This window comes from Microtetraspora sp. NBRC 16547, assembly GCF_030268965.1.
In the GTDB taxonomy this organism is placed as follows: Bacteria; Actinomycetota; Actinomycetes; order Streptosporangiales; family Streptosporangiaceae; genus Microtetraspora.
In genome coordinates this window covers 1-14,628 of the sequence record NZ_BSSE01000002.1, presented here as the reverse complement: position 1 = coordinate 14,628, position 14,628 = coordinate 1, and the positions used below count along the sequence as shown (strand labels likewise).

The following is a 14,628-nucleotide window of genomic DNA, read 5'->3' as shown; positions in this document are numbered from 1 at the left end:
GACTCAGATGGCGCCGGACTGGAGGGCGGCCGCGGCCTGGTAGACCCGATACGTCGCGCTGTCGAAGTAGGACGAAGCGACGGTGTCGGTCCAGTGGTCGCCGTCGGTGTCGAAAACCCCGACGGTCAGGCCGTTCAGATAGCCGGTGCGGATCCCGGAGTTGTAGTCGAGCAGCCACGCCGCCCCCGAGAGGCCCCCGCCTGGGAGGTCGGAACTGACACCGACCAACTTCTTGGCCCTGAGAATGCTCGGGATTCCCCAGCGGTCTTTTTCCCAGTCCAAGGCGACCACGCCGAAACTCGGACCGTAGGTCCACTTCAGAGTCTTTCCGGTGAGGTCTCCGCCGGGAAGCGGTCCGCTCGCATAGCCGAACACCCGGACGTTGTCGCCGACCTTCTGGTTGTAGGCCAGGCCCTGGCCGCCGGCGTTGTCGCCGAGGCGGCCGACGTCGCTGAGGTTGCTGTCGACACCGTTGTGGACGGTGACGAACGAGTAGTCGCGGCGGCTGTCCCGGCGGGAGTTGAAGTCGCTGTGGGCGTACCCATGCTTGCCGACATAGATGCCCAACGGGGCCTTGCCCTCGTAATAGCAGGGGATGAACACCCAGTAGGAGTGGTACGTCTGGCTCGTGGGCTCGTACACGCAGTGCCCGGCCGTGGCGACGACGTTCTTGTACTGCGACAGCATCGCCGTGGCATTGCACCAGCGCGGGTTGCCGTCGATATCGAGGAAGAACACCTTTCCCACGCTCCTGGGAGGATTCCTGGTGTTCTGCGGCGATTTCGGCGTGATGTTTTCCCCTACCAGCCCGGGAGGACCGTCAGGAGTCGGCTCACTGCCGGTGGATGGCCTGACGGTGACCGTGGGCTTGTACGGCGTTGCCTTGATGAGGTTGGCCGCGCTGTTCTTCACCCAGTAGTCGACGATGCCGCGTGCGTAGGCACCCGCACCGGCGAGCGGTACGTAGGTGACGTCATCGGCGGCCTGCGCCGGGGCGGCGGCGGGCAAGCCGCCGGCAAGACCGACGGCGGCCAGGACGCACAGGGGGAGAGCCAGGTGCCGGGTCCGGGGGTGCATGAGGGCTCCCTTGGTCAAAGACGGAAACTGAGGTGAAGATAGGCAGCCTCTCTTACAGAGCACTTACAGGATGCTGGACACGCAGGAGTACGCGGAGAACTACCGCTTGACGGGCTGCGGGCTCCCATACCTCCGCATGCCCTTTCCCTGATCACCTGCCGGGTAGCCGGAGCGCATTGCTGCGCCCCGGCCCCCTCAGAACCGGACGTGCCCGTCGCCGGCCGTCACCAGTTAGCCGGCAGCCCCGGCGTGGTGGGAGGCAGTGGGTGACCCTTCGGGTGGATGACGTACACGATCCCGCCACTGCCGGTGCTGCGCAGCCAGACGTTCTCGAAGTTCGCCCGCGGGTAGACCCGGCGCACCGCGTCGTTGTCCCGCGAGGCGGGGTCGTTGGCGATCACGTCACCGGTGGCGGTGAAGCCGACGATGACCATGAGGTGGCCGTTGGTGCCGTACCCGGCGCCGGGCAGTTCCTCCGCCTTGAACGACTGGGAGGTGACGACCGGGATGCCGGCGCGGATCAGCCGCTCCAGCTCGGTCAGCGATCGGAGCCGCGTGACGAACCCCTCCAGCCCGTACCGTCCCGCGTAGGCCGCGTTGAACGGCCAGTTGCCCGCTCCCTCGTAGGCGTAGTCGTAGGTGTACCGGGCGGCGTAGTCGACCTCGGGGTTGGGATCGGAGACGTCCACCCAGGAGGTGTCCTGCTCGCTGGGCCACTTGCCCCAGTAGCCGAGAACCATGGTGGTCGAGGTCGGGCTGCACCACGCCTCTCCCCCGCCGTCCCACTCGGGGTAGTGGCCCTCGTGGACGTTCTGCGAACGGCGCGGCACGGGCAGCTCGACGCCCCAGGCGACGCCGCCGGGGCTGACCGGGACGGTCGCCCGGTTGGGCACAGCGGAGGCCATCGCGCCGAGCGTGCGCACGACAGGCGTCACGGACGAGCCCGGCGTACGGTACAGCGTGGCGCGCAACTGGTACGCGGTGATCGCCTTGCCCGCCGCGGCCACGAACGTGTCGACCGAGACCGTGCCGTCGGCGTCACGCTGCCCAGGCAGCGACGTGCGGCGGATGTCCTCATCGCCGTACGCCCAGCGGCCGAGCACGTACCACTTCGTCAGCCCGGCAGCGTTGCGGCCGCGCATCTCGACCTGCAGCCAGCTTCCGGCCGGCACGTCGGCGTTCCAGGAGGCCACCAGCTCGGTGGCCGCGAACCCGATCGGCCGCTCGGTGCCGGTCCACCGGGCGTACTCCCAGCTCTTCGTGCCCAGCGCGTCGGTGTAGGAGATCGTGCCTACGGGGGCGGCGAAGGACAGAGTGTTTCCCCCCTTGACGCCCTCGCGGGTGCCGGGGCCGAAGTTGGCCCGCTCGTAGACGACGTCGACGGCGGCGGGCGGGGGTTTGGTCTCGGCCTCGGCGGCAGCGGAGGTGAGGGCGGATGTCATCAGGACTGCGGACAGGAACACGGGAAGGAACACGCTCGGCACGCGCATGGCTCACCTCGGGGTGTCGTCGGCGTCCTCGACGGTAGAGATCTCCGCCCGCCCGCACATCGGCAGGAATACGTATTACGACCTCTCTGGGCATCCTTCGGGTATTTCGCGGCGCGCACCCGGCAGATCCGGCTGGTCACGCAGGTGCTGGTGCTCGGCTACCACCACCCGCTCACGATCGCGCCTGGGGCTGATGATCGCCGGTCCTCAACGCCACGGTCGGTTTAAGGGGATCCCTGTGCGCGACAGATCTGTGCCCTTGAGCTGCACGGATGAGATTTTCGGCAGCCGTATGATCGCCACAATCGGCGCCAAGATCCCCAAACGCCCCACTCAAGAATTGACTGAGGCTAAGATCAGAAAAAACCGCTTTCCTGGAGGCCGGCATGGCCAACAACACGCACTTCCCCCCGTCGTCTGAGACCCCAGAGTCGACCTCAGTGAAAATCGACACCTCGGTGCCGCATCCCGCTCGTGTGTACGACTACTGGCTCGGCGGCAAGGACAACTTCGAAGCCGACCGCAAGGTCGCCGAAGCCACCAGGGCCGCCTCCCCTGGAGTGGTCCAGGGAGCAAGGGACAACCGCGCCTTCCTTGGACGTGCGGTGCGCTTCCTCGCAGAACAGGGAATCAGCCAGTTCCTGGACATCGGCACCGGCATCCCCACGCAGGGCAACACGCACGAGGTCGCGCAGGGAGTGATCCCGGAGGCCAAGGTCGTCTACGTCGACAACGACCCCATCGTGATGAACCATGCCCGTGCGCTTCTGCGCGGCACACCCGAAGGCAGGACCAGGTACATTGAGGCCGATCTCCGCGACCCGGAGAGCATCCTGACGCATCCGGACGTTCTGACGACCCTCGACTTCGACGAGCCGATCGCCATCGTGATCGTGGGCACGCTGATGTTCATCAAGGACGAAGAGGACCCCTTCGGCATCGTCAAGCGGTTCACCAAGGCCGTGACAGCCGGGAGCTACCTGGCCATCTCTCACGTCACCGCCGACTTTGAACCCGAAGCCGTGGATGCCAGCGCGAAGGCGTACAACACCGGCCCCACGCCCTTCACCCCGCGCAGCAGCACCGAGATCACCCGGTTCTTCGACGGCTTCGAACTCGTGGAACCCGGCATGGTCGCGGTCTTCGACTGGCACCCGGACGACGATCCCACCCGCGCCACCCGCATGGCGGGCGCGTACGGAGCCGTCGGGAGGAAGCTCTGACGGAATTTCACGTGTGGGGTGCGGAAACTCAGCCGTAGTGGCTGACCTGGGGGTTCACGGCCCGAGCATGATGAGGTCTCGGGCATCCTGCTGACGGTGTCGTGGTCCCTCCTCTACCTCATCCTCGGACGTGTCTTTCAGCTCCTGGTCCTACTGGGGCGTGGTGATCGGGCCGAGGCGGCCGAGACCGTGGTGCTTCGTCATCAGGTCGCCGTATTGCGCCGTCAGGTGAGCCGGCCCGATCTCCAGCCGGGGGGTCGGGTCGTGCTGTCGCGGCTAGTTCCTCGCCCGTTCTCATCGCCCGGGGGTGGCAGTCACGAGGCATCATCAGGGGTTCACCCACGCGTGTACGCGAGCCGGTCGCCGTTCCTCGATCATCGGACGCCAACCGTCACAGACGGGCTTGAGCCGTAGGAGATGGTCTGCTGGGCTTGCCTGGGTCGTGGCAGGCGGGACGATCAGGCTCCCACCCCAGCCAGCTACAGACCGGCTCACGCTCGGGCGACCATCCCGGAGCCGAGGCCCCCGCCGGAGGCAGAACCGGCGAGGAGAAAGCAACCCGCATTTCGGCCATAAGGCCTCAAGAGCCCTCTCTAGAATGATCTGTGACTCTGCGGCGAGTGAGGCAGAATACCGGCGTATGAGGGATAGACCGGGGGGTCTGGCGGAGGCCGAACTGGTGGTGGCACTGGCCGAGGGCTGGGACATTGAGCCCCATTCGGTTGAGTACCTCCCGGTGGGCGCGGGCAGTTACCACTGGTCGGTGGTGGATCGGCGCGGGACGGCTTGGTTCGTCAAGGTTGACGATCTCGGCGTTGAGGTCGCTGAACGTGATGACGCATTCAACCGGCTCGGCCGGTCGTACGGTGCCGCCCTGGCACTGTGCCGGGACGCAGGGCTCGACTTCGTCCTCGCGCCGATCCCGACCGCGACTGACGCCGCGGTCTGGCGGCTAACCTCGCGGTACGCCCTGTCGGTGTTTCCAATGGTGGCGGGTGCCGCCGGGCAGTTTGGCGCGCACAGGCCCGAGGACCGCGTAGAGGTAATCGACCTGCTGGCCGAGCTGCACAAGGCAACCCCGATCGTGGCGGACACCGCATCACGGGCTGACCTGGTGTTGCCCGGTCGGGACAAGCTGGAGGAGGCGCTGCAGGACCTCGATCGGGAGTGGACCGACGGGCCTTATGCCGAGCCAGCCCGTAAGCTGCTGTCTGTCCATGCCGGGCAAGTCCAACGATTGCTCGCCGACTTCGACCGGCGAGTCGACCAAGTACAAAACACCGCGCCGGGCTGGGTGGTCACGCACGGCGAACCGCACCCCGGCAACGTCATGCGTACCCCGGCTGGACTGCTGCTCATCGACTGGGGCACCGTGCAGATCGCTCCGCCAGAGCGGGACCTGTGGATGCTCACCCCCGCCCTCTCCCGCATGCTCGGCGAGGACCCAGATGGCGACGTCGACGACGTACTCGCCCGCTACACCCGTGCCACCGGCCGAACCGTCGCACTGGCCGGCCTCGCTCTCTATCCTCTCTGGTGGCGGCTCGCCGACATCGCCATCTTCGTCGACGAACTGCGCCGACCACACGGCCTCGGTGAGGACATCGCCGCGTCGTTGACCTATCTAACCGGCTATCTCGAATCCAGCCGAGACTGACCTGCGGTCTGGATGGCGGTCCGGCGCCCTATGCGGCGGGACGCTTTGGGCCCGGCGGGGGCGTAACCGCGGTCGGCCCGAGCCGCTGCCGGCCGGGACCGGCCTCAGGCCGCATGCCCGGCCAGCGGGCGGGCGACGGGCCGCAATGCGGCGGCGCGCCGCGCTGCCGCCTTGATCCCTATGAGCACAATTCGGCAAGGCATGTGGTTGCCGTCAAGTTTCATGCTCAGGCTGATGCGCGCCGCTGGCGCCTGCGGGCCATTGCGCGTGCGATCAAGGGGGAGTCGATCAGGGCCGGGAGCAGCCAGTAGGCGACGGTTGGAAGTCTGTCCCATAGCGGCAGGTGTTGGCCGTCGTCGTGTAGAAGCCGGTCAGGAGTAGCACGTAGGACGCGCCCATTCCGAGGATGTGGATGTCGGGCCGGTCACTGGCGCGCGGGGCGGCATCCTCCGGCGAAGCAACTTCCGCCGGGCGGCCGACTGGACGAAGAACACGAAGAAGATCGGCTTCCCCGGCCTGCACTTCCATGCTCTCCGGCATACCGGTAACTGTCACGCAGTTGGTCACTCACCCGACCCCCTGCTTGCAACGGGAGCCAGTCACGACGTAGAGGGCTCCTCACCCTGCTGAAAAGGTGCCACCCTTCGTGCTCTCTACATGACTAGGTCGCGGAGAGAATATGAGTCCGCACGCAGTGTTGCTACGGGTTTGGCTAGTCCAACCTCACCACGCCATCGACAATCGGGCGTTGGCCGTTTCTTTTTCGTTGAGTTTGTGATCATCCGCGGTTAACCGCGAACTGGAAATGTTCCTTCTCGTTCGAGAAATCGATGCAACCAGCTTGGGAAAGGCTGGATATCTTGTCAGACAGAGTGCGAGCCAAGAACGCCATTCGCCTCATCCGTCCTTAGCTCTGAGGAAGACTTATGAAACGCGCACTTTCGTCCATCTTCGGCATCTTCTTTAGCCTCGCCCTACTGTTTTCTCAGGCGGCGCCCGCCTCGGCCGCGGTCACCTATACCAAAATTCAGGGCAGTCCGGTGCTCCTGACTTCAAACAACGGTGTGTGGTTCCACGCCAAGGCGGGCAGATGCGACTACCAGTCGAAGTTCGTCATCGCTTCAGGAGCTGTTGGGAGCAACGGCGGAATAGGCTCTCAACTTTCGGTGCTCGGCCAACTTCTGCCGGGTTATCCGAAGACCTCTTCCGGGAAGCCGAACTGTCACGTCGTTCTCAACATCGGCTTCTACAACTGGACCACCAACGCATGGAGTTCCGTGTCCCTGGTGATGGATCCGGTCAAGGCGGACGGGGGCTGGACAACGAACTTCGACCAGAATTTGAATAGGATCCTCGGTGACTACGTGCATTACAGCGGCCTCACCCTTGAGTCCCTCAGCCTGGGCGTGGAGGATCTGAGCCTGGGCAAGGCTAACGGGACGTATGCAGGAAAGCTCTACGACATCCGGATGTGCAGCCCGCTCGGTTCCAAGATGCGGTGGGACTGCGGCTACCTCACCAGCGGCACCATCTAGATCTGCTGACACCCGACTGTATGGAAGACCCGCAGTTGAAATCACACCCGAACTAGAGAGCACTGGAAAGCACCCGATGGGTCGGTGCCGCCCGCTCTACCCACGTTCGCATCGAAAGGGTCTGGGTTCAAATCCCCATAGCTCCACAGACGCAAGAGGCCGGTTCCGCCAAGTGGGGCCGGCCTCTCCGGTTTCTGACTGGCTAAGACGCTTACGAATGTGGCCAAGCGCGCCGCATCCGTGGCGTACGTCGATCTCGCAGTGGACCAAGAGACCGTCCTTTCTCAGTAAAATATCTCCGCGAATTTCAGAGCACAGCAAACCCTAGCATTCCGCGGTTTCGGGAGATTGACGCCGGGGATACCGCGAAGGTGGGACATAACTAAGGAAATAGTTCAACCATGCATATATCTCCGGCGATATAAGTGTCAACGTCGCATATCCAGTGGTTTCACGTTGATTGGGTCAGTTCAGGGTAAAAACGCTTCTGGATCGGGTTTCAGCACGTCGGCGTAGTCGAGTCCCAGCCACGGTCGGCGCTGGTGAACGTGCCGGAGCGGCCTGTCACCTTTCCTCCAAACTTGATCAGGCGGGTTCCGTGGGTAACCCGGCGTGCTATCTCACAGTGTCGATGTCGATTCGCGCTGAATGGATCGGCACTCCAGCCATCGAGAGGGACAGGAGCATGAGTCACGATATTCATCCCCGCATACCTCGCCTACCGGCCCTGATCGGCGCACTTGCTCTGATCGGCGCACTTGGTCTGGTCACCGCTTGCGGCGGCTCGCCGCAGCGCGGCCCGGCGTCCCGCGGGATCACCCCGGGCGCCGGCCAGAGCCTGCCCGGCAGGCCCGGCGGCACCGGCCCGGCATCTCCCATCCCGGTGCTGCCCAACACGGCCACAGCCGCACCCGCACGCAGCGCGCCGGCCACGCCGGTGGGCCCGAACTCCGTGACGATCAAGAATTTCGCCTTCCATCCCGCTGCGCTGACCGTCAAGGCAGGCACTACGGTGACCTGGACCAACCAGGACCCTGAACCGCACACCGTGACGAGCCAGGGCCAGGGTCCGCTCCGCTCCGCCGCGCTGGCGTCCGGTGCCCGCTACCCCTACAAGTTCACCACGCCGGGCACCTACAAGTACCTGTGCAGCATCCACCCGTTCATGACCGCCACTGTGACGGTGACCCAGTGACCGGCCCTATCGATCCGCGTGGAGCCGAGCCGACGCCGGAACACGGGATGTCTCGCCGCCAACTGCTGCGCCACGCCGGCTGGTTCGGCTCCGCCGTGGTCTTGATGGTGGCCGACGGCCAAGTGATCAGCAGCATCGCAGGCAGCCAGGACAGCGCCGCCGCACAGGCCGCCGCAAACTCTGGCGCGCTGCGGTTCGTGCAGATTTCCGACAGCCACATCGGCTTCACCGGCGCCGCCAACACCGACGTGAACCGAACGTTCACCGAAGCGCTCAATCAGGTCAACAGCCTGGGCTTCCAGCCCGACTTCGTCATGCACAGCGGAGACCTCACCCACCTGTCCACCCCGGGCCAGTTCGACCAGGCCAAGCAGATGATGACCGGCCTGCGTACCGGTCGCGTCTTCACGGTGCCCGGGGAACACGATTCGATCGGCGACGCCGGACGCGCGTACCGGCAGCGATTCGGCGCAAACACCCTCGGCGACGGCTGGTACAGCTTCGACACCCATGGCGTCCACTTCATCGCTCTGGTCAACACCCTGCACATGGAGCAACTCGGGCACCTTGGCACCGACCAGATCGACTTCGTCCGCAAAGACGTCGCTGATCTATCGGCTGGCACTCCCATCGTGGTGTTCAGCCATATCCCGCTGTTCGCCATGTACCCGGCCTGGGGCTGGGGCACCAATGACGCCATCAAGGTCCTAGGCCTGCTACGCCGCTTCTCCTCTGTGACCTGCCTGAACGGCCACGTGCACCAGCTGTTCACCAAGACCGAAGGCAACGTCACCTTTCACAGCGCCACCACCACCGCCTACCCGCTGCCCAAACCGGGCATCGGGCCGGGACCCCTCCCACAGGTGGTACCAGCCGGCCGCCTCAAGGACGCACTGGGCATCCGCACTGTCACCTACCGTAAGGGTGTAGGCGGCCTGGCCGTCACCAACCACAAGCTGGCATGAAGGCGTCCGCGGCCCTCGCCGCCCGCCTGAGCACGGCCGCCGCCATCGCCGTCAGCGGCTATATCCACGCCGACCTCTACCTCAACGGCGGCTACCGGCACATCCACATCATCGGCACGGCGTTCCTTGCTCCAGGCCTGCGGCGCCTTCGCCGTCACCCTACTGCTGCTCGTCAGCGACTCGGCCATCGTCAGGCTCGGCGCCGCCGCCGTGGCCCTGGGTACGCTGGGCGGCTTCACGCTCTCCCGCACCATCGGGATTTTCGGGTTCACCGAGCACGGATTCACCCCCTCCCCGCAGGCTGCGATCAGCGTGATCGTCGAAGTGGCCGCGCTGCTGCTGCTCGCGGCCTGGCAGCTGGCCATGCGCAAGCCGGCGGAGGGCCTCACGGGCGCCGAATAATCATCCACTCGATACTCGTGGCGCATGCCGCTGTCGATCTTGCCGGGTGAACTGATATCCCGCGCGAGTTTCTGGTACCGAATAGAGGCCACCTGCGGCTGGCTGGATCGCACCGTCGGCGCCTACGCATGAATTGACGGGCGACGAAACCCAGCGGGGCGATAACGCCAAGTATTTCTCAGTAACATAATCCCGCGAATTTCGGAGCACAGCAAAACCTGGCATTCCCCGGTTTTCGGGAGATTGACGCCGGGGACACCGCGAAGGCGGAACATAACTAGTTGAACTACGTTGAGCGGGCTGTTGCGGCGGCGCCGACAGCCGAGACCACGCAGGGATCGGAGGAACGTGGGAGCAAGCCACAGGATGTCACCACCCCGCCCGGCCGGGCTGCGGCTGACAGCAGCCGCCGGCCTCGCCCTCGCCGTGACGGCAGCCCTGTACGCGTTCGGCCGGATACACACACCCGACTACGCCAGCAGCCTGTTCGGACGCCGCGGCAACGACGCGAACCTTCTGAAGGCGCAAGTCGGCACCGCCCTGCTGGGCCTGGCCTTCTACCAGCTCATATTGGCGCTGTGGATCTACCAACGGCTCCCCGGGGCCGGTGCCGCCCCCCGCCCGGTACACCTCGCCCACCGCATCGGCGGAGCCGTGCTGTTCGTGCTCTCCCTGCCCATCGCCTACCACTGCATCACCGCCTACGGAGTGCAGACGGACAGCGCTCGGGTCGCCCTGCACTCCCTCGCCGGCTGCTTCTTCTACGGCGCATTCGCCGCGAAGGTACTCATCGTCCGCAGCCGGCACCTACCCGGCTGGGCGTTGCCACTCGCCGGCGGCACCCTGGTCACCCTCATCGCGATCCTGTGGTCCTCAGCGGCGCTCTGGCAGCTGGCCCGGCCGTAGCAGTCCCCCACAGAGCGCGAGGTACTCGACCGTGCATGGCAGGGTTTTCGGGGTTACACGACGTGGGAGGAGACGCCGGTGGACATGACAGCACTGGTCCTGACCAGGCAGAGCCTGCATGGAGTGGCCGAACTCGTACTGGCCGGGCCGCAGTACCGCCAAAGCGGCACCATCAGGCTCCGGGCCGTCCCCGGGGGCAGCTTCGCCACCACCAAGCACCCCGACGTGGCCGTCAACGGAGACCTGCTGCTCACCAGCGGCTGACCGCTCGGGAGCAGTTGGTCACTCACCCGATCTGTTCCGAGACTCCATACACCAGCACGAACGCTAGGAGCAGAAGACCGCTAATGGCCACGACCAGGGCGCGATACGGTGCACGGGGATTAGGCGGCCCTACCCAGCTTGTGGGCATACCCGCTGAAGCAGCGAAGATTACGCCCGAGGCGATGCCACCTGCACCGACCACTCCCACGACCGGAAACACCAGAAAGATCAAGCCGCCGAGAATAAGAACGCCAGCCACCGTGTAGAGCACAAGCCTGCGAACCACGCTTTTCTCCGTAGCCGCCTGCTTGGCCGCTCGGGCGCGTTGCCGTTTTGCTCGCCTGCCTGAGTGCTGCGCGTTGCTCACTTGCCGCCCTCGGCTCTTCGATCTAGTCAATCATGGAACGTTTACTGTTTCGCTCTGGTTCCAGGCTGCTCGGGCGCGAGCATGTTCTCTGCCCCCTCTGTCCCGCTTGCCATCGATCCACTGCGAAGCGGCAGCGCGCCGACCCGGGGCTCTCGGCACCTGGCACACCCCCTGACTTTCTGCTTGCAAACGGGAGCCAGTCACGACGTAGACCTTGATCAGTCACGGGTAAGGCGCGAGGGCACTTCTCGAGTGTGAAGCCGGTCTTCGGCCCCGAGTTCGATCATGTTGTCAAGCTACTGGGCAGCGGTCCGACCCGGCTGTCGCGTCGGGTGGGCGTCGGTTCCATGGGCCGACGTGGGGGGGTTCCTCCGGGGTCTGCGGTCAAGGGACATGAGTGGTGGCGTCAGCCGGGCGGGGCCAGGGCGAGCGCGAAGGTGAAGCAGGCGGCCAGTTCGCGGGCCCAGGGCCAGGTTTCTGGGATCTTGAGCTTGCGTTTGCGCTGGCCGCGCACGAGGCGTACGGCGGTGTGCAGGAGCCGGTAGCGCAGTGTTTTGGGTTCGGCGTGGGCCATGGTCCCGGTCAGGCAGAGCAGCCGTAGCCAGCACAGCAGGTCAGTGGCGATCGCGGCGGCGACACACCACGCGGTGTTGACCTGCATGGATGTGCTGGGCAGGTGAGCGAGCCCGGTGGATTTTCCATTCCGGATGCGGTCCTCGACGCGGGCGTGGACGCGGTGGCGGGCTTCGAGGAAGTCGAGTTGGCGGCCGTGCGTGTTGGTGACGAACAGGCTGTATCGCCATCCGTCGGCCTCCTCCAGCAGCGACAGTTGGGCGCCGCTGCCGGGGCGTTCGCGGCGGCAGATGACTCGCATGTCGGCGGGCCAGCCGGCGAGTTGGTCGCCGCCGACGCTGCGGCGGAGCAGTCCGGTGAGTTCGACGACACCGGCGTTGTCGAGGTCGCGCGGTTTGCCATCGGCGTCGATGACGTGCTGCCAGGCATCTTCGGGCAGCAGGGTGATCGCGTTGGTTTCGCGTTCACCCAACTCCCAGCCGATGGAGTAGTCCAGGTGCTGGCCGCGGCGGTGGGCCAGGTCGTGCAGGTGGTTGATGAAGTCGTGGGTGGCTCCCGCGCCGTCGGTGGTGATCAGCAGGTTGCGCCGGTACGGCCAGGGGACAGCGGCGATCGAGGTGTCGACCACGTCGATGTGGTCGCGGGCGGTGTTGCTGCCCGCGGTGCCGGGCCGGAGCTTGACCACCAAGGCCTCGCCGGTGTTGTCGCAGAACGACGCGAGGGGGTGGTGGCCGTAGCCTTTGAAGTTGGCCGCGGCGCCCTGCTTGTCGGAGTGACTGGGGATCATTGTTGCGTCCAGTCGGATGACGATCTGTTTGCCCAGGTCGCGGTCGGCGACGCGGGAGGCGGGGATGCCGCCGTGCCGGGCGGCGATCAACTGCCACACGTTCCGGCGGGTAGCGGCGCGGGCGGCGGCGATCCGATCGAGTTGCAGGGTGTCGATCTCGGTGAGTGCCCGTCGCAGGGTCGGGTCGGAGGCGACCGGCCCGAACAGTTCCCCTTGGTCGCGCAGGGTGGCTAGATCGGACAGCACTCGCCCGCCGTCAGCGATCATCACGGCGGTGTCGGTGAGCACGCGGCCGCGATCGTGGACCGGGGTGAAGCCGCGGCGGCGCAGTGCCCTGGACAGGCGTTCGGTCAGCCCGGTGCCGTCGGCGAACAGTCGAAGTACGGCGGATCCGGCGTGGTTGACCACGCCACGTCCGTCGACTTCGACTGTGAGATCGCGGGACCACGCGGTAGGGTCAGACACCTGGAAAGTGCTCCTCGAACTGTGGTTATCAAATGCTTGGTCGCTTTGATTTTCCCAGTTCAGGGGCACTTTCTGCATGTAAATGGGTTAGTCGATCAAGTCTGCCGTGATTACTTGAGGTAGAGGGCTCCCCGCCCTGCTCACGTGGCAGATACGGGCGGGTGGCGTGTGATCGTGCAAGGCGGCGTTGCTGCTTCCCCATCTCTGCGTGGAAGCGCTCCGGGCACTCCGGGAGAAGCATGAGCACCGCTCGGACGCGGTCACGCTCGGCGGTCGACAGCCACCGCGAAGCGGCAGCGGGCCAGCGACGGAGGGGCAAGCCCGTCTTCGTGTGTACCTTAACCGGTCGCCGTTCCTCGGCGATTGGACGCCAAGGGGCACAGACGGGCTTGAGTCGGAGGAGTTGGCCTGCTGGGCTCTGCCTGGGTCGATGGTAGGAGGGGTGCGCGGGCTCCACCTCAGCCATCTACGGCCTCCGGGCCTCGATTGGCGATCACCCCGGAGCCGGAGTGCCCTCGCCGGAGGCATGCACTCTTCAGCGCATATTGTTGGGCGCTTCCGTTGCCTGCCAACCATCACGAGCTGCCTGCTCTCGGAGAAGCGGAGGCCAGGTCCCGATGAAGTCACGAACAGCCGGATCCCACGGGCCCACGTTCTCCACGAAGGAAGTTCCAACCAGGTTCCGAACGTGGACGTCTGTCGACTGAAGAGCACGCTCAAGGAAGTCGAGACAGCGATCGACAATTTTTCGGTTTCCTCGCTCATGCGCGTCAAGGACGAACATTGTGACGTCCCAAAACAGCACGTGCTGTAGGACCTCTCCATTATCGGCTACGTGTTCTTGCCAAACCGGAGTGAACTCCGGAACCTCCTGCACGAACCGGTCCACCACATCCTCGTACATCATTGGCTCCATGTTCTGATCATTCTGCGTATGTGGGATCCGTGTCCAGGCGGGGGCAGGGCACAACGGCGCCGATGCGGCGCCTAAGGAGCCTCGAAGAGCAGGGCGCAGCGGCGCGGCGCTGTGGTCGTCGGTGCGTTGGATTACGGCGTCTGCTGCGGTGCGGAGGACGGCCCGAGCCGCTGCCGTCCGGGACCGGCCCCCAGGCCGCATGCCCGGACGGCGGGCGGGCGATGGGCCGCGGTGCGGGGGCGCGCAGCGCCGCCGCCTTGATACCTATGAGCACAATTCGGCAATGCTCGGACGGCTAAACGGCTAGCTCTACGGTTCATCAAGGGAGCCGCAGCGCGGTGGCTCTGGCTAAGTAGCCCTCTAAAGATGCCGTCTGTCAGTGTCTAGTCACGGTCACGGCTGACTCCTATCCGATGGCGCCAAGATGGCCTACTTTGTGAGGTATGCCTGAGCTGCTAGCAGAATAGCCTGAGATCTGGAGTTTAATAAAGGCGAACGTAACTGTTGAACGAGCTTCACTATTCGCATCTATTATCGCCTTGATTGTTTCAATGCGAGCCACCAGGCACGCCAAGCACAGCGCTTGGGCTGCCGAAAGTCAGGCAGAAGCCGCTAGGGAGCAAGTATTCGAGGCGCAATCAGCAGTTATAGAATCGCAGCGTTCAGCGGAAGCGGCCGAACTTGTCGGCGTACACCTCCATGTGCAAAGGCGCGTACGGATAGACGCGCATAGCATGATGGTGTTGTAGTGCCTCTGCCAGGAACGGCGAGGCGAGCTCGACGGTGAGGCTTCTGATCTGCGAGGG

Annotated in this window: 12 protein-coding genes; 8 read left to right on the top strand and 4 right to left on the bottom strand. The window is 65.3% G+C overall.

The genetic code is table 11. From position 1 onward, the window contains the following. Positions 1–3 precede the first annotated feature (3 nt). Positions 4–1,077: a trypsin-like serine peptidase gene (locus tag QSK17_RS02800; protein ID WP_285702757.1), complete on the bottom strand. Its 1,074-nt coding sequence runs from the start codon at positions 1,075–1,077 to the stop codon at positions 4–6. A 224-nt stretch (positions 1,078–1,301) separates the two neighbouring features. After that, positions 1,302–2,567 carry a C39 family peptidase gene (locus tag QSK17_RS02795; protein ID WP_285702756.1) on the bottom strand — a complete coding sequence of 422 codons (1,266 nt, stop codon included), beginning with the start codon at positions 2,565–2,567 and terminating at the stop codon, positions 1,302–1,304. A gap of 440 nt (positions 2,568–3,007) precedes the next feature. Here QSK17_RS02795 and QSK17_RS02790 point away from each other — a divergent pair, with 440 nt between their 5' ends. From QSK17_RS02790 to QSK17_RS02755, 8 genes are all read left to right on the top strand, one after another. Beyond that, positions 3,008–3,790 carry an SAM-dependent methyltransferase gene (locus tag QSK17_RS02790; RefSeq protein ID WP_285702755.1) on the top strand — a complete coding sequence of 261 codons (783 nt, stop codon included), beginning with the start codon at positions 3,008–3,010 and terminating at the stop codon, positions 3,788–3,790. 679 nt (positions 3,791–4,469) lie between these two features. Beyond that, positions 4,470–5,447, top strand: a complete 978-nt coding sequence (locus QSK17_RS02785) for a phosphotransferase (RefSeq protein ID WP_285702754.1) — start codon at positions 4,470–4,472, stop codon at positions 5,445–5,447. 926 nt (positions 5,448–6,373) lie between these two features. Further along, entirely contained in the window at positions 6,374–6,982 is a 609-nt protein-coding gene (locus tag QSK17_RS02780) for a hypothetical protein (RefSeq protein ID WP_285702753.1), read from the top strand. Positions 6,983–7,667: 685 nt separating this feature from the next. Beyond that, on the top strand, positions 7,668–8,177 hold the full coding sequence (locus tag QSK17_RS02775; protein ID WP_285702752.1) for a cupredoxin domain-containing protein: 510 nt from the start codon (positions 7,668–7,670) through the stop codon (positions 8,175–8,177). Beyond that, entirely contained in the window at positions 8,174–9,142 is a 969-nt protein-coding gene (locus QSK17_RS02770) for a metallophosphoesterase family protein (RefSeq protein WP_285702751.1), read from the top strand. Before QSK17_RS02775 ends, QSK17_RS02770 begins: the two co-directional genes overlap by 4 nt. Positions 9,143–9,268: 126 nt before the next feature. Further along, positions 9,269–9,544 (top strand): hypothetical protein, encoded by a 276-nt coding sequence (locus QSK17_RS02765; RefSeq protein WP_285702750.1) that lies wholly within the window; start codon positions 9,269–9,271, stop codon positions 9,542–9,544. A gap of 366 nt (positions 9,545–9,910) precedes the next feature. Beyond that, positions 9,911–10,450, top strand: a complete 540-nt coding sequence (locus QSK17_RS02760) for a DUF6529 family protein (RefSeq protein WP_285702749.1) — start codon at positions 9,911–9,913, stop codon at positions 10,448–10,450. 78 nt (positions 10,451–10,528) lie between these two features. Next, a complete protein-coding gene (locus tag QSK17_RS02755) occupies positions 10,529–10,714 on the top strand; it encodes a hypothetical protein (protein WP_285702748.1) in 186 nt (61 codons plus the stop codon). 773 nt (positions 10,715–11,487) lie between these two features. On the opposite strand, the gene QSK17_RS02750 is transcribed toward QSK17_RS02755, so the two are convergent. Together QSK17_RS02750 and QSK17_RS02745 are read right to left on the bottom strand one after the other, a co-directional pair. Further along, positions 11,488–12,906 carry an IS1380 family transposase gene (locus QSK17_RS02750; RefSeq protein WP_285702747.1) on the bottom strand — a complete coding sequence of 473 codons (1,419 nt, stop codon included), beginning with the start codon at positions 12,904–12,906 and terminating at the stop codon, positions 11,488–11,490. Between the two features lie 535 nt (positions 12,907–13,441). Then, a complete protein-coding gene (locus tag QSK17_RS02745) occupies positions 13,442–13,810 on the bottom strand; it encodes a DUF7674 family protein (protein ID WP_285702746.1) in 369 nt (122 codons plus the stop codon). Positions 13,811–14,628: the final 818 nt, after the last annotated feature.